General features: G+C 45.1%; 24 protein-coding genes and 1 pseudogene. 10 read left to right on the forward strand and 15 right to left on the reverse strand.

Annotated elements, in window-relative coordinates; translation table 11 throughout:
- Nucleotides 1-110 precede the first annotated feature (110 nt).
- Nucleotides 111-290, forward strand: a pseudogene (locus L1D15_RS11285) (YrhK family protein); the annotation flags it as partial.
- 59 nt (nucleotides 291-349) lie between these two features.
- Here L1D15_RS11285 and L1D15_RS11290 read toward each other — a convergent pair.
- On the reverse strand, nucleotides 350-928 hold the full coding sequence (locus L1D15_RS11290; RefSeq protein WP_239875669.1) for a TetR/AcrR family transcriptional regulator: 579 nt from the start codon (nucleotides 926-928) through the stop codon (nucleotides 350-352).
- Between the two features lie 106 nt (nucleotides 929-1,034).
- Here L1D15_RS11290 and L1D15_RS11295 point away from each other — a divergent pair, with 106 nt between their 5' ends.
- The 5 genes from L1D15_RS11295 (at nucleotide 1,035) to maiA (ending at nucleotide 5,733) form a co-directional block, all read left to right on the forward strand.
- The gene (locus L1D15_RS11295) at nucleotides 1,035-1,493 is read left to right on the forward strand and encodes an HPP family protein (RefSeq protein ID WP_239875671.1); all 459 of its coding nucleotides are present in this window, start codon (nucleotides 1,035-1,037) and stop codon (nucleotides 1,491-1,493) included.
- 358 nt (nucleotides 1,494-1,851) lie between these two features.
- Nucleotides 1,852-2,925, forward strand: a complete 1,074-nt coding sequence (gene hppD / locus L1D15_RS11300) for a 4-hydroxyphenylpyruvate dioxygenase (RefSeq protein ID WP_239875673.1) — start codon at nucleotides 1,852-1,854, stop codon at nucleotides 2,923-2,925.
- Complete coding sequence (locus L1D15_RS11305; RefSeq protein ID WP_239875675.1) at nucleotides 2,918-4,057, forward strand: homogentisate 1,2-dioxygenase; 1,140 nt, start codon at nucleotides 2,918-2,920, stop codon at nucleotides 4,055-4,057. The genes hppD and L1D15_RS11305 overlap by 8 nt, the downstream gene beginning before the upstream one ends.
- Before the next feature lie 12 nt (nucleotides 4,058-4,069).
- The gene (locus L1D15_RS11310) at nucleotides 4,070-5,080 is read left to right on the forward strand and encodes a fumarylacetoacetate hydrolase family protein (RefSeq protein ID WP_239875868.1); all 1,011 of its coding nucleotides are present in this window, start codon (nucleotides 4,070-4,072) and stop codon (nucleotides 5,078-5,080) included.
- Nucleotides 5,080-5,733, forward strand: a complete 654-nt coding sequence (maiA, locus tag L1D15_RS11315; RefSeq protein WP_239875677.1) for a maleylacetoacetate isomerase — start codon at nucleotides 5,080-5,082, stop codon at nucleotides 5,731-5,733. The genes L1D15_RS11310 and maiA overlap by 1 nt, the downstream gene beginning before the upstream one ends.
- An 85-nt stretch (nucleotides 5,734-5,818) precedes the next feature.
- Here the strand turns inward: maiA and L1D15_RS11320 are convergent, their stop codons facing one another.
- The 5 genes from L1D15_RS11320 to L1D15_RS11340 form a co-directional block, all read right to left on the reverse strand.
- A complete protein-coding gene (locus L1D15_RS11320) occupies nucleotides 5,819-5,998 on the reverse strand; it encodes a hypothetical protein (RefSeq protein WP_239875679.1) in 180 nt (59 codons plus the stop codon).
- 170 nt (nucleotides 5,999-6,168) lie between these two features.
- Nucleotides 6,169-7,203, reverse strand: a complete 1,035-nt coding sequence (locus tag L1D15_RS11325; protein ID WP_239875680.1) for a J domain-containing protein — start codon at nucleotides 7,201-7,203, stop codon at nucleotides 6,169-6,171.
- Between the two features lie 113 nt (nucleotides 7,204-7,316).
- The gene (locus L1D15_RS11330) at nucleotides 7,317-7,985 is read right to left on the reverse strand and encodes an OmpA family protein (RefSeq protein WP_239836540.1); all 669 of its coding nucleotides are present in this window, start codon (nucleotides 7,983-7,985) and stop codon (nucleotides 7,317-7,319) included.
- Between the two features lie 195 nt (nucleotides 7,986-8,180).
- Nucleotides 8,181-8,864 (reverse strand): DUF2786 domain-containing protein, encoded by a 684-nt coding sequence (locus L1D15_RS11335; RefSeq protein ID WP_239866699.1) that lies wholly within the window; start codon nucleotides 8,862-8,864, stop codon nucleotides 8,181-8,183.
- Between the two features lie 169 nt (nucleotides 8,865-9,033).
- A complete protein-coding gene (locus tag L1D15_RS11340; RefSeq protein ID WP_239836538.1) occupies nucleotides 9,034-9,714 on the reverse strand; it encodes a DUF3334 family protein in 681 nt (226 codons plus the stop codon).
- A 204-nt stretch (nucleotides 9,715-9,918) separates the two neighbouring features.
- Here L1D15_RS11340 and L1D15_RS11345 point away from each other — a divergent pair, with 204 nt between their 5' ends.
- Both L1D15_RS11345 and L1D15_RS11350 read left to right on the forward strand, forming a co-directional pair.
- Nucleotides 9,919-12,951 (forward strand): FAD-binding and (Fe-S)-binding domain-containing protein, encoded by a 3,033-nt coding sequence (locus L1D15_RS11345; protein ID WP_239875681.1) that lies wholly within the window; start codon nucleotides 9,919-9,921, stop codon nucleotides 12,949-12,951.
- A 66-nt stretch (nucleotides 12,952-13,017) separates the two neighbouring features.
- Nucleotides 13,018-13,479, forward strand: a complete 462-nt coding sequence (locus L1D15_RS11350; RefSeq protein ID WP_239875682.1) for an isoprenylcysteine carboxylmethyltransferase family protein — start codon at nucleotides 13,018-13,020, stop codon at nucleotides 13,477-13,479.
- A gap of 45 nt (nucleotides 13,480-13,524) precedes the next feature.
- Here the strand turns inward: L1D15_RS11350 and L1D15_RS11355 are convergent, their stop codons facing one another.
- From L1D15_RS11355 to hutC, 6 genes are all read right to left on the reverse strand, one after another.
- Nucleotides 13,525-14,250 (reverse strand): DUF3581 domain-containing protein, encoded by a 726-nt coding sequence (locus tag L1D15_RS11355; RefSeq protein ID WP_239875683.1) that lies wholly within the window; start codon nucleotides 14,248-14,250, stop codon nucleotides 13,525-13,527.
- Between the two features lie 137 nt (nucleotides 14,251-14,387).
- Nucleotides 14,388-15,920, reverse strand: coding sequence for a histidine ammonia-lyase (hutH, locus tag L1D15_RS11360; RefSeq protein WP_239875684.1), 1,533 nt, complete (start codon nucleotides 15,918-15,920; stop codon nucleotides 14,388-14,390).
- 27 nt (nucleotides 15,921-15,947) lie between these two features.
- Nucleotides 15,948-17,645, reverse strand: a complete 1,698-nt coding sequence (gene hutU, locus L1D15_RS11365; RefSeq protein WP_239875685.1) for a urocanate hydratase — start codon at nucleotides 17,643-17,645, stop codon at nucleotides 15,948-15,950.
- A 95-nt stretch (nucleotides 17,646-17,740) separates the two neighbouring features.
- Nucleotides 17,741-18,739: a formimidoylglutamase gene (hutG, locus tag L1D15_RS11370; RefSeq protein ID WP_171353390.1), complete on the reverse strand. Its 999-nt coding sequence runs from the start codon at nucleotides 18,737-18,739 to the stop codon at nucleotides 17,741-17,743.
- Nucleotides 18,732-19,970, reverse strand: coding sequence for an imidazolonepropionase (gene hutI / locus L1D15_RS11375; RefSeq protein ID WP_239875686.1), 1,239 nt, complete (start codon nucleotides 19,968-19,970; stop codon nucleotides 18,732-18,734). The genes hutG and hutI overlap by 8 nt, the downstream gene beginning before the upstream one ends.
- Before the next feature lie 108 nt (nucleotides 19,971-20,078).
- Nucleotides 20,079-20,792 carry a histidine utilization repressor gene (gene hutC, locus L1D15_RS11380; RefSeq protein ID WP_029236085.1) on the reverse strand — a complete coding sequence of 238 codons (714 nt, stop codon included), beginning with the start codon at nucleotides 20,790-20,792 and terminating at the stop codon, nucleotides 20,079-20,081.
- Between the two features lie 186 nt (nucleotides 20,793-20,978).
- Between hutC and L1D15_RS11385 the strand changes: the two genes are divergently transcribed.
- On the forward strand, nucleotides 20,979-21,722 hold the full coding sequence (locus tag L1D15_RS11385; RefSeq protein WP_239875687.1) for a sporulation protein: 744 nt from the start codon (nucleotides 20,979-20,981) through the stop codon (nucleotides 21,720-21,722).
- On the opposite strand, the gene L1D15_RS11390 is transcribed toward L1D15_RS11385, so the two are convergent.
- The 3 genes from L1D15_RS11390 to L1D15_RS11400 all read right to left on the reverse strand — a co-directional run bounded on the left by L1D15_RS11390 (nucleotide 21,719) and on the right by L1D15_RS11400 (nucleotide 24,128).
- Entirely contained in the window at nucleotides 21,719-22,702 is a 984-nt protein-coding gene (locus tag L1D15_RS11390) for a DUF3187 family protein (RefSeq protein WP_239875688.1), read from the reverse strand. The genes L1D15_RS11385 and L1D15_RS11390 overlap by 4 nt on opposite strands.
- A 127-nt stretch (nucleotides 22,703-22,829) precedes the next feature.
- Nucleotides 22,830-23,297, reverse strand: coding sequence for an ASCH domain-containing protein (locus tag L1D15_RS11395; protein WP_239875689.1), 468 nt, complete (start codon nucleotides 23,295-23,297; stop codon nucleotides 22,830-22,832).
- Nucleotides 23,298-23,354: 57 nt separating this feature from the next.
- Nucleotides 23,355-24,128 carry a phosphoribosylglycinamide formyltransferase gene (locus L1D15_RS11400; RefSeq protein WP_239875690.1) on the reverse strand — a complete coding sequence of 258 codons (774 nt, stop codon included), beginning with the start codon at nucleotides 24,126-24,128 and terminating at the stop codon, nucleotides 23,355-23,357.
- Between the two features lie 316 nt (nucleotides 24,129-24,444).
- Between L1D15_RS11400 and L1D15_RS11405 the strand changes: the two genes are divergently transcribed.
- Nucleotides 24,445-25,092, forward strand: a complete 648-nt coding sequence (locus tag L1D15_RS11405) for a thiopurine S-methyltransferase (protein WP_239875692.1) — start codon at nucleotides 24,445-24,447, stop codon at nucleotides 25,090-25,092.
- Nucleotides 25,093-25,104 lie beyond the last annotated feature (12 nt).

Below are 25,104 nucleotides of genomic sequence, written 5' to 3' on the forward strand. Positions count from 1 at the left end.
AGAGCATAGTGGGGGCGTTGTTCACCACTTAACGAGGCGTTAGGTTGCCAATGGACATTTGCAACCTGATATTTATTTTATTCAGTCATGGAGCGTTTTATGAGGTGGAAATAAGTCAAACTATGAAATTGGATCTAGACATTGATAATCGACATGCTGTCATCCAACGTTGTTATGAGGCCTTGGGAGCAATCAATGATTTGCTAATAGCGATTTGGTTTTTAGTTGGTAGTCTTTTCTTTTTGAATGAGCCTCTTGGTGAAAGTGGTAATTGGATGTTTGTTATAGGTGGTTGATTTCTCTGCCAATAGATACCCAGTATAGTTGAAAAGATGTCTATGAATCACACCTAATGTGACCCCGAGTCTTGCTGAAGCAGATCACTCAGGCGATGTAAAGTATCCACACTACTTTTAATGAGTTCTGAACTACGTCCCGACATGTAAGCGGTTGTAATAGCGCCTTCTTTTAGCAAACAAATCGCGTTTAGTAACTCCTCTGAGTTTTCACTAAGTTTGTACTGAATAAATTGACGGACTTGTTCTTTGTGAAAGCGGCAATAGCTCGATATTTCACTGTCAGTATCGCGAAACTCCGCAGAGGTATTAATAAAGAAGCATCCATTAAAGTCGCCTAATTCAGGCTCCTTACTATTAAACCAACTCTCTAAAGAAGAAAACAATGCTTCAATCAACTCAGAATTGGTTGTGGCGTGTTCGAGTTTAGACTCCAACCAATACATAAAAGTTTGGTGCCTTCTTTCTAAAGCCTTAAGTATTAAGTCCTCTTTACTATTGAAGTGGCTGTACAGTGTTTTTTTCGCTACCCCAGAAACGTTGATGACTTCGTTTATTCCAATGGAGTTAATGCCATGTCGATAAAACAATTCTAGTGCTGTGCTTAGCAATAAATCTCGCTTCTTGCTCATAAACGGTACCTCAAAAATCGTGTTTTCTATATTGACGCAGGTAGAACAAATTGTCTACCCTAGATAAGTAGACAGAATGGTCTACTTTTGCAATGGAGAGGTTTATATGAATCATTATTTGTCTGCGTTGATATCGGGGGTTGGAGCATCACTTGCCATTGGCTTTCTTTTGGTGCTGGAGAGTAATATAGAAAATGTGATGTTGGTAATTGCTCCATTTGGCGCTACAGCCGTTCTGGTTTTTGGTTTACCGCAGAGTCCGCTTGCCCAACCGAAAAATGTTATTATGGGTCACTTAATCACTGCGATCATTGGGGTGATTTTTTCTCAGTATATGGATGTAAATCCAATGAACTTAGCTATCGCCACTGGGCTGGGAATTACATGCATGCTGGTCTCTAAAACGACGCATCCACCAGCTGGAGCGAACCCTATCTTAATCATGCTGGCTGGTTATGGGTGGTCGTTTTTAATTACGCCTGTTTTGGTCGGATCTATCGCTATCGTGTTTATGAGCAAAACTCTTCAAAAAATCCAGTCATACAGCTTTAACACGGAGCGTTAACAAAGTAATCAAGTCACGTGATAGTGCCGCAGTGGCGTTGATGAAACATCTTTTAGTGAAGGGCTTTGTCATCGCCAAATATTGTTTTGCTTTGCCCCTTAGGAGCTCTATACCAAACACTAGATTGTGAGTGAAAAGTTGCAGGTATATGCTCTTTTGTAAATAAAATGTTACTTTTGTTTTTGTCTAATTATTTGTTTCTAATGCTATTTTTTTTATTTTCCTGTCTTGTTACGCTTTGTTTACAAAATCATGCGTTTGACTTTTAAAATCGATTTAGAGTGAGCTTATTCCCTTAGTGGTCAAGTTGGTTCAAGTTAATTAGGAAAGGACGTAACTAATCACTGAGGGAAAAACAATGACTCAAGCATATAACCCACTTGGAACTGATGGATTTGAATTTGTCGAGTACACCGCTGCGACAGATGAAGGGATCGGGCAGTTGAAGGATTTGTTTGTTTCTCTAGGGTTCGCGGAAATTGCCAAACATCGCTCAAAAGAAGCGTGGCTATACCGCCAGGGAGACATCAGCTTTATTGTCAATGCACAGCCCCATAGCCAAGCGGAAGCGTTTGCTAAGGTACATGGTCCATCTGTGTGTGGTATGGCATTCCGTGTGGCAGATGCTGCCAAAGCCATGGCTCATGCATTAGAGAATGGTGCAGAAGAATACAAGACGCAAATTGGTCCAATGGAGCTTAGCATACCAGCGGTTTATGGTATTGGTGAAAGCTTGCTTTATTTTGTCGATCGTTATGGTAAGCAGAGTATCTATGATGTCGACTTTAATTTCTATGATGATGCTGAAGCGCGTTTGAAGAAAGCGGATGTTGGCATGTACGAAATTGACCATCTGACGCATAACGTTAAGCAAGGTAACATGGACACATGGGCCGGCTTCTATGAGCGTATCGGTAATTTCCGTGAAATCCGTTATTTCGACATCGAAGGTAAGTTGACTGGTCTAGTCAGCCGAGCGATGACGGCTCCGTGTGGAAAGATCCGAATCCCAATTAACGAGTCTTCTGACGACAAATCACAAATTGAAGAATTTATCCGAGAATACAATGGCGAAGGTATCCAGCACATTGCGATGACAACGGATGATATTTACCAAACCGTACAAACGCTGCGCGACCGTGGTATGGACTTTATGCCAACACCGGACACTTACTACGAAAAAATCGATTCGAGAGTTAAAGGCCACACGGAAGATGTTGAGAAACTAAAAGATCTGCAGATCTTGATCGATGGTGCGCCGATGAAAGATGGTATTTTGCTGCAAATCTTTACTCAAACGGTCATTGGTCCAGTTTTCTTTGAAATCATTCAGCGTAAAGGTAATGAAGGTTTCGGTGAAGGTAACTTCAAAGCGTTGTTTGAATCGATTGAAGAAGATCAGATCCGCCGAGGAGTACTGAGCGATGCATAAATGGATTACATTCCCTCACCGGGAGGGAGTGTGCTCCAAACAGGCACATGCTGATTTTCCGGAAGAGGCAATTTATGAGCGCGAAGCAGGTCGAAGTGGATTCTTCGGCCCTGCAGCTCATTTCCATCACCAGCACGCACCAACAGGCTGGACGGAATGGGAAGGGGAGCTAAGGCCTCGCGCGTTTAATTTTAATCTGGTTGAGAAAGCGGCACAGGTTTCACCATGGGCAGTGCCGAATCTTCTGCATAACAATGACTGTAAAATTCGTATCTGGCGTATGGATGACAAGATGGACTTTCTTGTGCGCAACGCTGATGGCGATGAGCTTCTGTTTATCCATCAGGGCAAAGCTGATCTGTATTGCGATTACGGTCATCTAGAAGTTGGCGAAGGGGATTATGTGATGATTCCACGCTCGACCAACTGGCGCCTAGAGCCTTCTGAGCCAATGTTCATTCTGATGGTCGAGAATACCGATGCCGCTTATTCATTGCCTGAAAAAGGTATGGTTGGTAATCATGCGGTGTTTGATCCTGCCGTGTTGGAAATTCCTTCAATTGATGATCATTTCAAAGCGCAATATTCGGAGAAGCAAACTCAAGTGCAGGTGAAAAGACACGAGCAAGTGAGTGTGATCACTTATCCGTTTAACCCGCTTGATGCGATTGGTTGGCATGGAGATCTCTCTGTTGTGAAGCTTAACTGGCGTGATATTCGCCCATTAATGTCTCACCGCTATCATTTACCGCCGTCAGCGCATACGACATTTGTCGGTGCCGGGTTTGTTATTTGTACTTTTGTACCAAGGCCAATAGAAAGTGACCCTGGAGCACTTAAAGTGCCTTTCTATCACAACAACGATGACTACGATGAAGTGCTTTTCTACCATGCCGGTGACTTTTTCAGCAGGGATAACATCGAAGCGGGCATGGTGACATTCCACCCTGCTGGATTTACGCATGGCCCTCATCCTAAAGCATTCAAAGCGGGACAGGAGTATAAGAAAAAGTTTACCGACGAAGTTGCTGTGATGATCGATACCCGACATGCGTTAAAGTTCAGCGATGAAGCGCATGCTGTAGAGAACCCAGAATATGTTTATAGCTGGAAAGCACATCCAGAAAAATAAAAGGGAACAATGATGAAGTTAGCTACCCTGAAAAACGATACTCGAGATGGTCAGTTGGTTGTTGTCAGCAAAGACCTGACGAAATGTGTGGCAGTTGCAGACATTGCTGCGACTTTGCAGTCTGCGCTCGATCAGTGGTCAAAAGTAGAACCTCAACTTACCGAAGTTTACCAAGCCTTGAATGAAGGCACGCTGGTTGCTGAAATGCCTTTCGAACAGAGCCTGTGCGAGTCTCCTTTACCGCGTGCTTATCAGTGGGCTGATGGCAGTGCGTATGTCAATCACGTTGAGCTGGTGCGTAAGGCCCGTGGTGCCGAAATGCCACCGAGTTTCTGGACTGACCCACTTATGTATCAAGGAGGTTCTGATGCGTTTATCGGTCCTAGAGATGATATTCCTGTAGGCAGTGAAGAGTGGGGGATTGATTTTGAAGGTGAGGTGGCTGTGATCACTGATGATGTCCCTATGGGGGCGACTGCGGAAGAAGCAGCGAAGTCGATCCGCTTACTGATGTTGGTGAATGATGTTTCATTGCGTGGGCTGATCCCTAATGAGTTGGCAAAAGGTTTCGGTTTCTTTCAGTCAAAACCTTCCTCTGTCTTCTCTCCAGTTGCTGTAACGCCAGATGAATTAGGTGATGCATGGGATGGGGGGAAAGTCACTTTACCTCTGTTGTCGTTCTATAATGACGAAGCATTCGGTTGCCCCAATGCAGGGGTTGATATGACATTTGAATTCCCTGACCTAATAGCTCATGCTGCAAAAACTCGTCCGTTATCAGCAGGGGCTATCATAGGCTCAGGAACCGTCTCCAATAAGCAAGGTACAGAATATGGTACTTCTATTGAAGAGGGAGGAGTAGGTTATTCATGTATTGCAGAAGTTCGTATGATCGAGACGATTCGGGATGGTAAACCTTCGACTGGCTTTATGAAGTTCGGTGACCGAATCAAAATGGAAATGAAGGATGCCTCTGGCGCTTCCATCTTTGGTTCGATAGATCAAAAAGTGGTGAAGTACTGATGTCTGATTTGACATTGTATGGGTACTGGCGTTCATCGGCAGCTTATAGAGTTAGAATCGCTCTGAATCTCAAGCAGTTGCCGTACATACAGAAGTCTATTCACTTGGTGAACAATGGCGGAGAGCAACACTCCGCCCAATTTCAAGCCCTGAATGCCAGCGAACTGGTCCCAGTGCTGATTGATGGTGATGTTAGGTTGAATCAATCACTAGCTATTATTGATTACCTTGATGAGCAGTACCCTAGTTATCTTCTGACGCCACTGGATAAGCAGAAACGCTATATCGTGAAAGCGTTGGCGCAGGATATTGCTGTAGATATCCATCCTATCAATAACTTGCGTGTACTGCAGTACCTAAGTAAAGAGCTGTCGGTTGTAGAGGAACAAAAGTCTCAATGGTATCGTCATTGGATCGATGTGGGCTTTCATAGTTTGGAAAAGAAACTGGCGCAAACACATGGTGCTTATTGTGTTGGTGATGATATCAGTCTAGTCGATGTTTGTTTGGTTCCACAGGTTTATAATGCAGAACGATTCAGTGTGGATTTGAGCCGTTATCCTCTTATTCATAAAGTGACAATGTCACTAAGGGAGCATCCAGCCTTTATTTCCGCAGCGCCGGAACATCAACCCGATGCAGTGACGAGCTAAATAATTACCCTCACCACAAAAACAAAGCCACCGCGAAAACGGTGGCTGTTCTATTTCTTCTCATAGAGCATGGCAACAGCGGATACTATGATTGTGCAAGGCGCTCCCGTTGCTGGGTTTCTGCGATATTGAATTGGCGAACGTCTAATTTGGCTAGATCGTTACACTCTATACAGGAGTGGTGGCAAAGGCCGTCAATATACTCATGTTTGGTAACTAGGCTAGGCTTTTTGCACCAATCGCAAATACCTTCGATAGTAAACATAGATTTCTCCTCACCTTGTTTTACCAGGTGTTATTTTCGGCGAAGAGTATGACATACATGATGAAGGTAAGTTAACTTTTTGTTACTTGAAGTGGGAGGGAGATCGATTGCGTAAGTGAGTGAAACTAAGGGGCCTGTCTGTTTTAAATTCAACGAGTTTTAAATTGTAACTATCTATTAACATTAGCAAGGATGACTTTTAATGCATTGTTAAGGCGTTTCATTTCCTCATCACTGCCCTTCAAATCTGGGTGGTAAATTTTACATAATTGCTTATATCTGACTTTGATGTCTTTTTCAGCAGGAATGGCCTCTACTTTGAAGCCAAATAGAGCGCACGCGAGCGAGAGTTTTTGTTCTGTAACGAGAGTATCTGACTTGTGTTTAGGTATGTGTTGTGCTTGAGACGATTGCATCTTCTTAAACTGGCGATACAAGGTTTCCAGCTGTTTTTTTTGTTGTCTCAACAGGTTATCTTTGTCTTTTAGTTTAGACTCTAGTTTGCGTTTCTCACCAGACAAATCATCATGTGAGAGCTTTGAATATGCTTTTAACTTACGTACTTTGCGACCCAGCCAGAATGCTAATACTGATAATGCACCTGAAATGATCATCAATGCATAAATGATGTCATTACTCCGGTTACTGGCACGGGACTTACTTTTAGCGACAGGGCTTAGCTCAATAGTCGAATTATCAAAAGCGACGTCTAACTGGCCGATCGATGACACTTGTTTCGCTCTTTGGGCATTGAATTTCTTTTCCAGTACCCTGGCATAGGCTTGTTCTGCCTCTTCATTGGCTGATGAGGCCGTACGGTACCAAACTTCGGCTAGATCCAAATTTTCAGGTGAGTCAGGCATGTTCTCGTAAACCTTGCCCAGATTGAATTGAGCTTGGGTATTTCCGGATACAGCGAGTTTAGTGAGCCAATATATGGCTTCTTGGGTATCTTTAGTCTCATTTTGAAGATAAAGAGAGGCGAGTTGTACTGCAGCTTCAGTGCTGCCGTTGTTGGCTGCTTGTTCGAGCCAGTAGAGTGCGTCTTCTTGTGAGGGTTGAACATCTTCACCGTTAAGGTATTGGTTGGCTAGTTGTATCTGTGCTTCTACGTCATTGCTTTGAGCTTTATTCGTTAAAACTTCGATAGACTCGGCCAAGGTGATTGGGGAGAGCATTAACAATAAAAGGCTGATAAATTTCAAGATATTCCCCAAACCATTAAAAATGACTACCTGATCTATAGTGTAATGTATTTATCTAACAAATAAAAAAATGGCTTCTAGAGAAGCCATTTTCATCGATAGAATCCCGAGCCTTATTTAAGAGGCAGAATCTTAATTTCTACTCTTCGATTGCAAGCTCGACCGTCTGAAGTGCTGTTCGAGCATAGCGGGAAACGTTCGCCGTTGCCTCGTGCAATCGCGCGGCCAGCCGCAACACCTTGTGATAATAGATAAGAGCGAACAGACTCAGCTCTGCGTTCAGATAATACCTGATTAGTCGTATCGCTACCTGTGCTGTCGGTATGTCCTTCAATGACTAAGCTGGTATCTGGATACTCAACCAGGATCTTAGCCACGCCGCGTAGGGTATTGTGGATGCTAGGGTCTAGGTTGTACGAGTTGGTTTGGAATCCGATACCATTTTCCATACGAAGCAATAACTGATTTTCACCAACACGCTCAACCTGAACCCCTGAATTGAGCAACTCTTTTCTAAGAGCCGCTTCTTGTTGATCAAAATAGTAACCTACACCACCGCCGACGGCGGCTCCTCCGGCAGCACCTATTAGTGCATGTTGTCGGCGCTCTGTTGCATCATCACCTGTCGCTAACCCGACTGCAGCGCCTGTCAAAGCGCCGAGCAGTGCCCCTTTGGTAGCTGAATTTGTCTCGGATTCACCGGTGGTCGCATTCTGGCGCTGTGTTGCTTGACAGCCAGTGAGTGCGATCGCTACCGCAAGTGCTAAAGTCATTTTTTTCACGAAAACATCTCCATGTATTCTTTCACTTTCATTGTCAGCATAAGTCAAAACTGACCTGTGGACTTATACGGGGAGTAGAATTAACCCTCTAGTGTTTGTTATGTCAATTAATTATACATCAATTGACTGAATGTTAACGTTGGCTGAACGTAACTGGTGAGAATTCAGCCTAGTTAATTTAAGAGAGGGGAGAGTTTATCGTAGCATTTTAGGGGCTTGGGCCCCATCAATTGGACGACTGACTGAGACTGAACGACCTTTCTTTAGGCCGACTTCATAGTCTTCTGTGAGGTTTTTCATTGCTTCGCGAAGTTGCTTTTTGAACGTTTCGCGATCAATGTTTTTGAATTCTTTATCGATATAGTCGTCGATTTTTTTATTTGAGTCATCATCAGGGCTGATGATCGGCAGTTTCTCAAGCGCCCCTTCAACCCAACCCGAAACGAAGGAATTGACCCGACGAGAAACCTCACCAGTAGACGTGCCTGTACCCGCAAAGCTGTTGCGAAACTTACCTGTTTGCTCATTCATCTCACGATAGATGATATCGAATGCAAAAGCTGCAAAGATGGCGCGATCAGCCTCACCAATGAATTCAGCACGCTTGAGGCCTTTGTGGTTGGTTAAGACGGCTTCTACACCAAATTTGGTATTAATCCCGCGAATAATACGGAGTAGGGTAGAGCTAATGTTAGAAGGCAGTAAGTTTGTCGATTTAGTTTTGCCCATTTTGATGAATTCAATGTCATCTTTATCTAAGCCATATTTGAGCATGAGGCGATGCGCCATTTTTATCGCGTTCGCCGCTTCATTAACATTGGCTGAGTTACCAAGTTCTAAACACTTAGCAATTTTTTTGAGGGCTTTTTGTTTATCCATCGACAACAGAAAATCTCACTGATTTTTACAAAGTCGACCATTTTAACGCTTCTGACATCAAAACGAAACTCTTGGCTTGCCAGAGGATAAATTTTGTTTTGAAACTATATATTCAAAAATAAAAAGCCGCTGAAATTACAGCGGCTTAGTCAGATTTAGTTGAGAAAGATTAGATACCTAGCTCATCTAACAAATCGTTGCCGTTATCGGCCTGTTCTTTTGGCGATTCTTTCTTAGATTTCAGCTTTTGTTGTGCTTGTTCAAGAATCGAATCTGGTGTTTCATCTTCGTGAGTTTCAAACTCTTCTAGTTGAATGAACTCCGTTTTGTCCATAGCAAGCTCAAGATAGAAAATGTTGCCGTTTTCGGTTGAGAAGGTCACACGGCGAGCCTGAGGGCGGTCTAAGTTCGTGTCAACGGAAAGGATGACTTGCTTATTCAGCGTCAGCATCTTAGGTTGGTTCTGCGTAATATGTGTTTGCAGGGCTTTCCTCACTTGGTTGGTGAAGTCACCGACCAACTGGTTCATCAGCTCTCCAAGCACATCACCTACCTCATCTGAAGTATGTAGGACGGCCAATTCTTCCTCAGGCATACCCATGTTGCGCATGTAATTGGTATAAATCTCCAAAGCGGCTTTTGAAGTAAAGTTGATGACAACCAGCCCAGAGAAACCACCATCAAACAGTACAAAACAACCGAAGTCAGGTTTGAGACTCGTTTTGGTGATTTTTTGTACCATAGCGGAATAGCTGATATCAGAACTGGTTGCTGAAGTCAGCACACTCGATACGGACTGGCAAAGCTTTAAAAGGATATCTTCTGTGGTAATGACTTTATTTTTTTTCATTGATGATTCGCTCATGAAAGACACTTACTAATTTTAGGTATAATTACTAAGTGTGGATAAGAATTGCAATTAGTGCCATTCTGACATTGCATTTCTGTTTTATTCACCCTTTCAAATGTTGTAAAGTGACGAAAATCAAAAAAATATTACTCATTATATTGAACCCAATGCTGATAGGATCAGCGCAGTAGGGGCAGGAAGCAAATGTTACCAAGATTACACTCTCAATCTGATGTGGATCCCGTCGTACTCAGTTTTTTGGAAGATCTCAGACAATCGGGTTTTACCGGAGATATCGAAAGCCAATACTCTAGCCGCTTGGCTGTCGCGACGGACAATAGTGTTTATCAACAACTCCCTCAATCAGTCGTTCACCCTAAGTCTACTCAAGATGTTGTTCTCATTGGCAGACTCAGTACCCAATCTCAATATGAGCGTATTACGTTTTCACCACGTGGTGGAGGCACAGGCACCAATGGTCAGTCGTTGACCAAGGGTATCGTGGTGGATTTATCACGCCATATGAACAAGGTGCTGGAAATCAATGAGAAGGAAGGTTGGGTACGCGTTCAGACTGGTGTGGTGAAGGATCAGTTAAACGATGTTATCAGGCCTTATGGCTATTTCTTCTCGCCTGATCTTTCGACCAGTAACCGTGCGACTCTAGGCGGTATGATCAATACTGATGCTTCCGGACAAGGCTCTCTGAAATACGGAAAAACGTCTGATCACGTATTGTCTTTACAAGCCGTTTTTGCTGATGGTTCAGTGCTTGAGTCGGATATGTCACAAGGTCGCCCTCAGGAGGGAGAGTACGCATACCAAGCATTGCAGGTTACAGAGCAAGTTTGCCGTAGCAAGCGTGAGCAAATCAACGCGAAATTTCCCCCTCTCAATCGCTTTCTAACGGGTTATGACTTAAAGAATGCAATTGATGAAGAGACACAGAGCTTCGATTTAACTCGAGTATTATGTGGCGCGGAAGGCTCTTTGGCATTTATTACAGAGGCTAAGCTTAACCTCACTCCAATCCCTAACGCTCGCACGTTAGTGAACGTGAAATACAACAGCTTTGATTCCGCACTGCGTAACGCCCCATTTATGGTTGAAGCTAACGCGCTTTCAGTAGAAACCATCGACTCAAAAGTACTCAATTTAGCTAAGCAAGACATTGTCTGGCATACCGTCAGTGATTTGCTGACTGATGTGCCCGGCAAAGATATGCAAGGCATCAATATGGTGGAGTATGCAGGCCAAGATGTTGAGGAAGTCGAGCAGCAGGTCGAGGCGCTGACCAAACGTTTGGATCAAATGATGGAAGCCGAGCAAGCGGGCATTATCGGCTATCAGGTGTGCAGTGATGTGGCCAGTATTGGTCGTATCTACAACATGCGTAAAAAAGCGGTTGGTTTGCTTGGCGCTGCGAAAGGAAGAGCTAAGCCTGTCGCATTTGCAGAAGACACTTGTGTCCCGCCTGAAAACCTTGCTGACTTTATTGTTGAATTCCGAGAGCTACTGGATTCCAAATCTCTCAGCTACGGTATGTTTGGTCACGTTGATGCAGGCGTTCTTCATGTTCGACCTGCGTTAGATTTGTGCGATCCTAAGCAAGAAGCCTTGATGCATGAAGTGTCTGACGAAGTCGTTAAGCTCGTCGCCAAATATGGTGGTTTGATGTGGGGAGAACACGGCAAAGGCTACCGCTCAGAATATGGCCCTGAGTTCTTTGGTGACGAGCTGTTTACTGAGTTGAGAAGAGTTAAAGCGGCGTTTGATCCTCACAACAAGATGAACCCAGGTAAGATCTGCACACCACTAGAGAGCCAAGAAGAACTAGTCAAAGTCACAGATACAAAGCGCGGCTACTTTGATCGCCAGATCGACGTTGAAGTGCGAGACAGCTTTAAGCAGGCGATGGAATGTAACGGTAACGGTCTTTGTTTTAACTACGATACATCTTCGCCAATGTGTCCTTCGATGAAAGTGACGGCAGATCGTCGCCACTCTCCTAAAGGTCGTGCTGGCTTGGTTCGTGAGTGGCTGCGTCAGCTTACAGAGCAGGGTGTGGATATTCTCGATTTGGAGAAGCAGGCTTTAGAAGAAACGTCATCCATCAAGTCGATGCTGGACAGAGTGCGTAATTCTTTAAACAAGCGTCATGAGTATGACTTTTCCCATGAAGTCTACGAAGCGATGAATGGCTGTCTAGCCTGTAAAGCTTGTGCCAGCCAATGCCCGATTAAAGTCGATGTACCAAGCTTCCGTTCAAGGTTCCTCAATATTTATTACTCGCGCTATCAGCGTCCTGCAAAGGACTATTTGGTTGCGAATATAGAATCAGTTTTACCTGTCATGGCGAAAGCACCAAAGTTAGTAAATGGTGTCCTCAACCAAAAATGGGTCCAAAGCCTTACGGCTTCTGCGGTGGGGTATACTGATGCGCCATTTATGTCAGTGCCAACACTCAAGTCGAGATTGCAGCACCATCAACCTTTTGATCTGCAATACTTGGCGGCTTTGTCTAAAGAAGATAAAGCGAACCATGTGGTGATCGTACAGGACCCATTTACTAGCTACTACGATGCTGAAGTGGTGGAAGACTTTGCTAAGTTGCTGACTAAACTTGGTAAAACGCCAGTTTTGCTGCCTTTCAAACCTAATGGTAAGGCTCAGCACGTAAAAGGTTTCTTACAGCGTTTTGCCAAAAGTGCTAAGAGCACAGCGATGTTCTTACAACAAGTGGCCGATCTAGAAGTGTCTATGGTTGGTGTCGACCCGGCGTTGGTGCTCTGTTATCGCGATGAGTACAACGAAGTACTTGGCGATAAGCGTGGTGATTTCGAAGTGTTGACGGTTCATGAATGGCTGCAACCTAGGTTGGGTGAGTTCGAGGCCTCTGGTACGAGTGAAGAAGAACCTTGGTATCTTCTGGCTCACTGTACAGAGAAAACCAAAATGCCAAACGCAGAGAAAGAGTGGGGAGCAATATTCTCGCACTTCGGTTCTCGCTTGAATACGGTACCTGTTGGCTGCTGTGGTATGGCAGGAACGTTCGGCCATGAAGTTGATAAATTGCAGATGTCGAAAAACATTTACGGGCTGAGCTGGAAGCCTCAACTAGAACAATTGCCAAAAGATCGTTGCCTGATAACAGGCTACTCCTGCCGAAGTCAGGTGAAGCGCTTTGAGGGAGTCAAAGTGAAGCATCCTTTACAGGCACTACTGCAAATTGTGTGATTAGACCTAGCCCAGCGTTGAAAGCTGGGCTATTTTTTATGAACACCTGCAAAGCTCTTGAAGATTATGGAAAAGTTAGAAAGAAAAATCCCACCTGTCGCGCTGTTTATCCTTATTGGAGTGTTGATGAATCATACTGGCCATGAGTTCCACACTTTTTCAATTGGTTTGCCACTACCTTGGATAGTTTTATTGGCGTGCTTCGTTATTTCAGGGTTTGTTGGGCTATCTGGCGTCTATGAGTTTCGCAAAGCGAACACGACTGTCAATCCAGTCAAAGTCAAAGAAGCTTCAAAGATCGTGGATAGTGGTGTCTTTGCTTACTCAAGAAACCCGATGTATTTGGGGCTATTTTTGTTGCTGTTTGGTTTCGCTTATTGGCAACAAAACTTGTTGTGTATTGTGTTCGCTTTCGGATTTGTTCTATATATGAATCGATTTCAAATTCGTCCTGAAGAGCGCGCCCTTGAAGAGCTTTTTGGAGCCGCTTATTTAGACTACAAGCAACGTGTCAGACGCTGGATATAAAAGAACCCCGCTCAAGTGAGCGGGGTTCTTTTGAGAAATCTAAGGTTATGCGGCTTTGTTGAACTGCGCTAAGAATGCCTCTTTGCGCTCGTTAAAGCGAGCGACCAAGCAGTCGATGTCTTCTTGGTTGTATGGTTTCAAACCACTCGCAACCATGCGCTTAACGCCTTTACCGACAACCTCGTCGCCTTCTTTAAAGTCGAAATTTAAGGTGACGACACCACGTTTGCCTTTAACATCAAACGTTGCGCCTGCAAACTCGACTTCTGGATGTGAGAGATTTAAACGAGTGAACTCCACTTCCATGCTCTCGTAAATGACTAATGGGCGCTGGCAGTTGATCATCATCTGCTGTTCTTCCATTAATGGAACCATGATGTGTGGAAAGTTCATGCCTGAGAACTGAACGTAATTTGTTACGACATGCTCAATAAATGCGGCATCACGATTCACTTCGCCTTCGCGGTTCATGTGTAGGTATTCTTTACCGTTTTCGTCAACAACAGCGGCTTCTTTGTCACACTTGTTTTCAATGTGCAGAGCAACACCGTCACTGACCATACCTGAGAAATCAAAACGCATTTTCTGGCTGACGCCTTCTTTCTGTAGCAAGACAGCGAAAAGCAGGTCGCCTGGAACGCAGAAGCGTTTATTATCTTCATCGTGAATAGGGTTGAAATCACCCGCGACCATCTTTGCAAAATGGCTTGCTTGCTGACGAGTGAACTGGAACTGCTTGTCGTTGTTAGAAAAATATGGTTTTAAAAACATAATTTACGGTAAATAGCCAAAACTGAAATGGATTATATATGACGATTCTTTTTGAATGGTCCATCCAGTCGAGTTGTAACTGAATAATGATGATAAATTCAAGAAAGGGCTCCGAATAGGAGCCCTGCAAACAGTGATCAGAGACTAGGTAAAATCGAATCTGGCATCAGATGATTGTGCACGGCAAGCTTGAGTAAACTGTTTGCTTGCTCAATGTCTGGCGCAAAGTAACGGTCTTTATCGTAGAACGGTACTTTTTCACGCAAGATCTGTTTTGCTTCTTCGACTTTCGCAGACGACTTGTTTGGAGCACGGAAGTCTATCCCCTGAGCGGCCGCAAGATACTCAACCGCTAAAATGCCGCGAGTATTCTCTGCCATCTCACGCAGACGGCGCCCAGCAAAGGTTGCCATCGAGACATGATCTTCTTGGTTTGCCGATGTTGGCAAGCTATCAACAGACGCAGGGTGAGCTAGCGTTTTGTTTTCACTTGCTAATGCGGCGGAGGTGACCTGAGCAATCATAAAGCCTGAGTTAACACCGCCGTTGTCGACTAAGAAAGGTGGTAGCTTACTCAGCGCGCTGTCGATCAACAGTGCCATACGACGCTCAGAGAGGCTGCCAATCTCAGCAATGGCTAAAGCTAGGTTATCTGCTGCCATGGCGACAGGCTCAGCATGGAAGTTACCACCGGAGATGATGTCACCGTCTTCAGCAAAAACCAGAGGGTTATCAGAGACAGAGTTGGCTTCCACCTCCAGAATGTCTGCGGCGTTACGGATTTGTTGTAAACACGCGCCCATAACTTGAGGCTGACAGCGCAGCGAGTATGGATCCTGAACTTTCTCACAACCTGTGTGTGAGTCACCGATTTCACTATTGGCGTCCAAAACGTGGCGGTACGCTAGTGCAGCGTCCATCTGACCTCGATGACCACGCACGCGGTGAATACGAGGGTCGAATGGACGGCGGCTTCCTAGTGCCGCTTCTACAGACATTGCGCCACAGGTTGTTGCTGAAGCAAACAGATCTTCAGCCGCAAATAAGCCTTCAAGTGCGAAGGCAGTTGATGCTTGAGTGCCGTTAAGCAGCGCGAGGCCCTCTTTGGGTGCAAGTGTAATTGGTTCAAGGCCAGCGATTTTTATCGCTTCCAGACCTGAGATGATCTTACCGTTGTGGCGTGCCTGACCTTCACCAAGTAATACGGTACTCATGTGCGCTAGTGGTGCGAGGTCACCAGAAGCACCCACAGAGCCTTTTTGTGGCACACATGGATAGACCTGAGAGTTCACTAGGTCAATCAGCGCCTGTATGACTTTAAGGCGAATACCTGAGAATCCACGAGCAAGGCTGTTGATCTTAAGTACCATCATCAGGCGAACCGTTTCATCTGACATGAACTTGCCGATGCCGGCCGCGTGCGACAACACGATACTCTTTTGCAGCGTCTCGAGATCTTCTGGGGCAATACGAGTGTTAGCAAGCAGACCAAAGCCAGTGTTGATGCCGTAGACAGTGCGGTCTTCGGCGATCACTTGTTCAACCACTTTAGTGCTTTCATCGATAGCAGGAATGGCTTCTGGATCCAGAGTCAATCTTGCAGGAGAGCGGCTCACCTGACGGAGTTCTTTTAAGCTAATATTTCCCGGCTTTAGCGTTAAATTTAACATCTTTGTCTTTCCTTTCTTCAGGTTTGCTTACTTAAGCTTCTTCAGCTCTTCATTGAGCATAGGTAGGTCGAGCCCTTGGTCTGCTGCGCATTGCTTGGCGATATCATAGCCAGCATCTGCATGACGCATCACGCCTGTGCCTGGGTCATTGTGAAGAACGCGAGCAATTCGCTCAGACGCATCATCGCTGCCATCACAACAAATAACCATACCAGAATGCTGAGAGAAGCCCATTCCTACACCGCCACCGTGGTGGAGTGAAACCCAAGTAGCACCGCCTGCTGTATTTAGCAGAGCATTCAGCAGAGGCCAATCCGATACGGCATCAGAACCGTCCATCATGCCTTCTGTTTCACGGTTAGGGCTGGCTACTGAACCTGAATCTAGGTGGTCACGGCCTATGACAACCGGCGCTTTAAGTTCGCCATTTTTGACCATTTCATTGAATGCTTGACCTAGACGCTCACGATCTTTCAATCCAACCCAACAAATGCGAGCAGGTAAGCCTTGGAACTGAATACGCTCGCGAGCCATGTCTAGCCAGTTGTGCAAGTGTGGGTTGTCTGGAATTAACTCTTTGACTTTCTGATCGGTTTTGTAGATATCTTCTGGGTCACCGGATAGTGCAGCCCAGCGGAATGGACCAATACCTTCACAGAAGAGTGGGCGAATATAAGCTGGAACGAAACCTGGGAAGTCAAACGCGTTCTCTACGCCTTCTTCTAGGGCCATCTGGCGAATGTTATTACCGTAATCTAGAGTCGCTGCACCGCGTTCTTGAAGCTCAAGCATCGCTTTAACTTGAATCGCCATCGATTCTTTGGCTGCTTTGACAACAGCTGCTTCATCTTGCTTACGCATGTCGGCTGCGTGTTCCATCGACCAACCAATTGGAAGGTAACCGTTGAGTGGGTCGTGTGCTGACGTTTGGTCTGTCACGACATCTGGCGTGATGTTGCGCTCAACCAGCTCAGGGAATACATCTGCCGCGTTTGCTAGTAGGCCGACAGACACAGGCTCTTCAGATTCATAAATGATTGCCAGTGCTTCATCTAAGCTGGTGGCCTTTTTGTCAACGTAGCCTGTACGTAGACGATAATCGATACGAGACTCGTCACACTCAACCGCGATCATAGAGAAGCCCGCCATGGTGCCAGCCAGAGGTTGAGCGCCGCCCATGCCGCCAAGGCCACCGGTTAGAATCCAACGTCCGTTTGCTTTACCATCAAAGTGCTTCTTCGCAACAGAAACAAACGTCTCATAAGTGCCTTGAACAATGCCCTGTGAACCGATGTATATCCAGCTACCAGCGGTCATCTGGCCGTACATCATCAAGCCTTCTTTATCCAGCTCATTAAAGTGCTCCCAGTTCGCCCAATGCGGTACTAGGTTTGAGTTTGCAATAAGAACACGTGGTGCATTTTTGTGTGTCGGGAATACACCAACAGGTTTACCAGACTGAACCAGCAAGGTTTGGTCGTCTTCCAAACGCTCTAAAACTTCAACAATCTTGTCAAAACATTCCCAGTTTCTCGCTGCACGGCCAATACCACCGTACACAACCAGCGAATGAGGATGCTCAGCGACGTCAGGATCCAGATTGTTCATTAACATGCGAAGCGGGGCTTCAGTCAGCCAAGATTTTGCTCTCAGATCCGTGCCATGTGGGGCACGAATAGTGCGGGTTGTATCGAGACGCATATCTTCTACTTGGCGTTCCGTCATGGTAAGACTCCTTGTATTTCACGTTTTCAGGTTGAAAGCGGGTGACGCAAGAGCAAAGCTCTCACGCAATCTAATCGCTTTCCTTTCTGGTTTTTCTATTTTTCGGAAAAGGCGTTAGCGATATCCCAACAAAGCCTTGCAGCTAACCGCGCCGTCTGACTGTCAACGTCATAAGTAGGGTTGTACTCAGCGATGTCGGCAATAACCAACTTCTGTTTGTAGTGTAAAATTCGATCTAAAAAGAGTGCCAACGTATCCATACTAACGCCTCTGGCGGCAGGGGCACTGACGCCCGGAGCTGTCGCAGCAGGGAAGACATCAAGATCGATGGTGAGATAGATGTAATCGCAATTATCGATGAAATGCTGCAACTGGGTCAGATGATAGATGTGGTTTAAATGCGCGAGATCTTTGTCCTCGACGAACCACACGTTGAGCTCTTTGGCTCGCTCAAACAAGGCCTGTGTGTTACTGGCTCTGCTGACACCTAGGCAGGCATAATGGAATGGCCAGTCGTGCTTCTGACAGTAATCATAAATTTGGTTAAATGGTGTGCCAGAGCTGGGTTTTACGTCAGCGTTATTGCTTTCAAACGCACGTAAATCAAAGTGAGCATCAAAATTGATGATACCAATCTTAGGCGGCGTTACTGGGTTTAAGTACTCGAAGTAGCGCGCAAGTCCTTGAAAGGAAGCCCAAGCCACTTCATGACCGCCGCCTAGTGTGATAACTGGAGTAGAGCGAAGCGCTGCGGCGATGACATCGGCACATTCTGATTGGTATTGTTCCAGCAAGTCATCTTCACAGACGACATTACCTAAATCGATAAGTGCGCTTTCTTTATGCCAAGCCATGTTGGCAAGTGCTCGTCTAATCAAATCAGGTGCTTTTTTAGCGCCGACGCGACCTTTGTTTCGCGCAACACCTGCATCGCAGGCGAAGCCCAAGACGCTCACAGCGTTTCGATAAGGTTCGAGATCCTGTACTTGCAGCTGTTTGATAACGTGATGGACGCGTTTTCCCATCGCACCATCTTCAGCGTCATGGCGTCCTTGCCAGTGAAAATCCTGGTTAGTCGTTGGTAGGTTAGACATATTCCAGTTCTCCGTTTACCACGCGAGCAGATAAGCGTGACAAACCCTGCTGATAACTGAAATCGGCAGGGTGGCTCACGTCCCAAATAGCAAGATCAGCATCATAGCCCGGCTGAATTTGCCCTCGGCTGTTACCGAAGCCTAGCGCTTGAGCTGCATTGCAAGTCACGCCACGCAATGTTTCCTCAGGTGTTAGGCCAAAAAGTGTACAGCCCATATTCATCATCATAGTCAAATCTGAGAAAGGCGAGGTGCCTGGGTTAAGATCTGTTGCAATTGCCATTGGAATATTGTGTTGGCGAAGTAGCTCAATAGGCGGTAATTGGGTTTCTCGTAAGAAGTAAAACGCTCCAGGTAGCAGCGTGGCTACCGTTCCAGATTGGGCGAGTGCTTTTACGCCTTCTTCATCGAGATATTCAATATGATCTGCTGACAGTCCTTGATAGCGAGCGGTTAGGGCTGTGCCACCTAAGTTAGACAGTTGCTCAGTATGACCTTTTACATGCAGACCATATTGTTTGGCAGCAGCGAAGACTTTTTCGGTTTGTTCCAAGTTGAAGCCAATCGATTCACAGAATACATCGACGCTGGTGGCTAGCTTCTCCTCAGCGACAAGAGGAATAATCTCTTCGCATACCAGTTTAATGTAGCCATCCGCTTTACCGGCATACTCTGGAGGAAGGGCATGTGCGGCGAGTAGCGTTGTGGTGATTCGAATCTTACGGTGATCTTCTAGTGCTTTTGCTGCACGAAGCATTTTGATCTCGTCTTGTACAGTCAGACCGTAACCCGACTTTACTTCTACCGATGTGACACCAGTTCGAATCAAACCGTCCAATCGTGGCAGGGCGAGGTTAATTAAAGCTTCTTCACTTGCTTCTCGCGTTGCGCGAACGGTCGATAGAATCCCGCCACCTTGCTTGGCAATCTCTGGGTATGGGACACCATTAAGACGCATTTCAAACTCATTGGCGCGATTGCCTGCATATACTAGGTGAGTGTGGCAATCAACAAATCCAGGTGTGACCAACTGGTTTTTACAATCATAAGAGTTGGCGCAAGAAAGCTCGGAGCCACCGATTTGCGCGACCTTTCCACCCTTAATAAGAAGGCTACTTGGCTCAGAAACGGAATACCCTTGCGATCCAGCGACCATAGAGACCAGTCGTGCATTAGTTAGCAGCAACTCTTGGCTGTCGTTGTTTAAGGATGAAGAAGCGCTTCCAAGCATGTAATTGAGTCCATAAAGTTCAAATGTATATACAAATAATTGTTCAGGTATAACAATTGATCAAGTGGCTTGTTGCAAAAATGTGATCAGTAAAAAGTATGAAATGCTTTAACCGAGTAATATTTTGGAGCTTAATTTGTAGCGAGTGCCCGGGTGATAAAGCAATGCAGAACTCACGAGCTTATCTTGGCTCCATGTCCTTCTGTTCAGTAGCAGGCAAGGTTCGTTAGCCCCTAGTCTCAAGGCGGTACGCACCTCATCATCTGCAACGATGGCTTCAACGGTATGTTCGATAGCGCTCAGTGGGCAGTTCTCAGACAGATATTGATTTGGGGTGATTTGGGTAAAGTCTTGTTCAAGATAGTCAGGCGCGTATGCACTGTTGACCCAGCGAAGTTCATATTGAATAGGAGAATTATCTTCAAAGTGAATGATTTCACTATAGAAAATCGGGCTGTTCAACATCACCCCTAACTTTATTGCTACAGTTTCATCGGCGAGCATCGAGGCTTGTTTAATTACCTTACTAGAGTATGTTTTACCCCGTAATTTCACTTCTTCAGCAATGTTTTGGATATCCAGTAATGGAGATTCCGCTTTATCATCGGGAGCGCAGACAAAAGTGCCTACTCTAGGTCGTCTTTGAAGCTTTCCTTCGGCGACCAAATCACGAATCGCCTTATTGACAGTCATTCGGCTAACCTTGAATTGTTCTGTTAGCTCCAGTTCAGTCGATATACGATGGCCCACAGGCCAATGTCCAGAATCAATTTTGTCAGTAATATATTGTTTTATTTGAAGATATAATGGCGATTGGCTCATGATGATTTAATAATTATTTATTTGACTATACAAATGGTGGTTCATTTGTCATGAAATTGCAACTCTGGTTGCGGATTAAGCAGTCTAAACGATGGTTTACACATTATTCAGATAAATGTCTTGCGACTCGATAACGCCGCATGTTAATCAGAAACAATAACGACATAGAAAGTAAAAGGAAACCTTATGTTTGGTAAGTTAAAGGCGTCACTGGGAATTGGAGCTGCAAAAGTGGATACGGTTCTGGAGAGTATGTCTGTTTTTCAGGGAGAAACTCTGAAAGGTATTGTCCATATTCAAGGGGGCGATGTTGAGCAGCAAATTGACGCTATTAATCTTAAACTTTGTACTGAGGTCAAAGTCGAGAATGATAACGGTGCTAGCTATCAGAGTTTCACCATTGGTAGCCTTCAGGCAGTACAACCTTTCACTATTCAGCCGCAGGAAAATAAACAGGTTCCTTTCGAATTTAAGTTAGATGATGAAACACCGATTACGGCGCTGAATGCAATGAAGAATCAGTGTCATGTTTGGGTAGAAACAACATTAGATATTGATTTCGCGATCGATCCTAAAGATCGTGACTTTGTTGAAGTGAAAGCATTACCGGTGGCTTCTAAAGTAATTTCGGCGATAGAGCAGGCTGGCTTTGCAATGGTCAAGGCCGATGTGGAAAAAGGGTATTTGCGAGGCAGCAACTTCTCATCTAAATCTGGTTGCTATCAGGAGATAGAATTCCGCAACAATGGCTTTATCAACAAGAAAGAAATAGAATTGTCATTCATCCTTGATGGCAGTGTTATGCATTGTTTAGCTGAAGTTGACCGTTCGCTTAGCATGCGTGGTGACCAGTACGTCTCTTTCTCTCTGAGTCTTAACGCCAGCGATGCTGAAATCAGCTCTGCGGTTAGCCGAGTGCTTTCAGTTTAAGCTTGGTTATCTGAACCTCCAAAGCGGTACCGATATCCTATTCCAAAGGCGATATCGGTGCTGTTATCTGCGTTAAACATGTTTTCCACTGCAGTCAATTCAATGGCTGAATTCTCCATCTGATAGCGATAGCCAAAGGTGAATTCGGTCGACGGCTTGGAAAATTCATCCTCCCCATCTGATATACCCTCATGAAAAGCGATTTGCCCAATAAGATGGTGCCTTTCCAATAGCTGGTAGCGATAGCTAGCTCCAACCGTCCAGGTGCTAGAGCGATAGGGCATATCTTTGAATACTGTTGGTGTATTGCGAAAAGTGATAGCAAGTAGGGTGTCTAGGGAGTGTTTGTCGCGGCGGTAGCCGTAGTTTAGTTGAATACCTTGCTCGAACTCTGAAGAACTGAAAATGCCATGCTTAGTGTCGTTATAGTAAAGAGATGCACCGACTGAAAGCCCGTAATGTTCTTTATTGATAAATTGATATTGCATATAACTGGTGATTGCGTGACTTAGGCTTTCTCCACGGAAGTCTTCCAATTCTATTCCATAGTCAGGCATATTAATTACAAAGCGATCATTGTCCACACTCTCACGGCCATTTTGGTCAATACCGAACCAGTCGTGAAAAGCGATGGTTAATCGATCAAGGTGATTGTTACCAGCGTAATTCCAGCGATAGCTCAGTTCCCATTGCCAATCGGTAGTGAACTGCCATTTCCCACCTACGGCAATTTGATTCTGATAATAGTCTAATTCGTAATCTGACGTGACGGCCCAGATACTTGAAATAGTGCCGGTACCATAAACTTCCACTTCATTTCTATCCATCGAAAACCCAGAACGAAGCTGAGGTGACAAACTATTGGTATGGAAAGGGGACTGCGTATAGCTTTGCACAGGTCCGTAGTCGATTTGTGCCCACGCAGCGTTAACGATTACCAGAGGAATGAGAGAGAGGAAAAACTGCCTGCAAAGGATCATAGATTCATTTCTTATTCTTATGTCACTGATAAAAGGATAGTTTATGATTTTATCATGTGCCGAATTTATGATCGGATATGTGCTGAGGGATGTCTGGCTAACCCTCAGCAGTCGGTCTGGGTGAGCTTTACAGTGGATACACTTTTTCGAATCGTTCTAGTACCAATTCGGACTGTAAATCGAATTTGGCGCCAATCTCACCAGCGTACTGAGTAAAGAATCTAATGTGCGCGTCACGCCACCATTCATAGCTCAGGTCACCTTCTCCTTCTGAGCGGGCAAACTCTTCAGTTACTTGATCGAAAGGGCAGATAGAAACTTCTGTTAGGCGAATGATACAAACCGGCTCTTGCTGCCAGTTAAGCACCACTGTAATGCGACCTACCTGAGGAAGAGGTTCTTGTTCAATATCATAGCCTTGTTTCAAGCTACAGGACGCTCGCTTTGTACCTTCGCTAATCAATTTGGCGCATTGGTTGGCATTAAACTCGTCAGCGCAAAAATATTCAGCGATGGTGTCTGGTATCGCTTCTCGCTGTTGAGGTGCGAGGGTGGTGAGGTATTCGTTTAGATACGCTTGTTGCTGTGGGGTCATCATCGTCCTTGAAAAGAAGCCCCTTCAATAATAAGGGGCTGTCGCATTTAGTTAGGCCTAGGCAGCACTTAGATGGGTGGTAATATAAGGTTGCCATGCTTGTTGGTAAAGCGCTTTCGACTGAGCTCGCATTGACTTAATCTGAGCGAATTCAAACTCACTGATGTGGCGGCCTTCTGAAGCCGCTTGACGTTCAATTTTCTGAATACGTTCGTACAAGTCATGCTCTGGACCACTTTTTACATCGGCAATGGCTTTAAGGTGTAGCTGGACTTCAGCAATCAAGTTGGTCTTTGGAAGCTGGACCAATAGATTTAGGTCACGATAGCCTGATGCACCAGGTTTCTTAAAGCGGTTTTTTACTTTTACCACAGTGGTTTCACGATTCAACACTTCGTAAGCTGACATCAAGCCTTCGATGTCATCGGCAACAATCGTCGCACGGGCAAGGTCAGTAATACGCTCAGCATCACCATCAAGTTCATAGGCGATCTTTTGCTTTGCTCGCTCTGCAGATTTCACACCTGCAAAGTGGGCGTTTGTTGAAGTTAGCATTGCAGTGCTCTTACAGATCATTTCTAACTCAGCCTGAGCTTGGTGTGCTTTGCTGTATAGAATGTCGAAGTCAGAGTAGGGTTGAAGTGGAGTTGTTGGTGTGGATTGGATGCCATACAGGCCACTCAGGTTGTGTTTGAATGCTTTGGAACAAACTTCGTTCTGGTTAGTCGAACGATTTTCCTCACTACCGGGTGCTGTTGGAATAGCGGCGAAAGCTGGCGCGCGGCTGAGCATTAAAAGCATCAGGGCCGTAGTTCGCAAAAATAGGCTCATTCACGCTCCTTAGATTCGTAGCGTCTTGGGTAAATGGTGTAAGAAAAGATTCAACAACCAAGGCATACCAATCTCTAATTTATATATGAGGGCTAGTCCGATAATTACAATGTAGGAATATCCTTGTAATGTAATTGTATGAGCTAACTCCCAATTTGTTTGAGTGCCCGATTTCCTTATGGTTCATTCTCAATTTGTAAATCAGTATAAACGCTTTATCTGAACCCAATCTGAACGGTTTATAAAGCTTGAGGGATACCACTGAGAAACGCTTTCGTATAGGCTATGAGGCAGTCACGTCAGGTAGGGAATAAAAATGAAAGATCCAGAATTTTGGCACAGTAAATGGGCATCAAACCAAATCGGTTTTCACTTAGAAGATGTAAACCCGCTGCTGGTTCAGTATTGGTCCGAAACCAAACCGAGAAGAGAAGATAAAGTGTTTGTCCCTCTGTGTGGTAAAACGGAAGATCTAGTCTGGTTAGCGACCAAGCATGAAGATGTTCAGGGAGTGGAACTAAGCAAAATTGCAGTACGTTCATTTTTTGCTGAACATTTTTATACGCCTACGGTGATCCCTGTAAATGGTCAGCACGAATTGTATCAGTTTGATGAGCTGTCTGTTTACACTGGCGACATCTTTACCGCGCCCGTTCAGCCAGTTGAGATTGTGTATGACCGTGCTGCTCTGGTCGCTTTGCCAGAAGAAATGCGTGCAGATTACGTCCAGCGTATTAAATCTCTGCTGAAACCGGGCGGAAGAATTCTGTTAGTTACGTTGGATTATCCGCAAGCTGAAATGGCGGGTCCTCCATTCTCTGTGACCGAAACAGAAGTACGCTCTTTATTCTCAGAATACCGCATCACGAAACTGTATCGTGATGACGCAGATGAAAACCATCCTAAGATAGCGAAGAAAGGTTTATCCAGCTTCGCAGAAGAAGTGTATTTGATTGAAAGTTAATGATGAAAGCCC

The sequence above is a fragment of the Vibrio sp. Isolate25 genome (assembly GCF_022398025.1).
Taxonomy (GTDB): Bacteria; Pseudomonadota; Gammaproteobacteria; order Enterobacterales; family Vibrionaceae; genus Vibrio; species Vibrio coralliilyticus_A.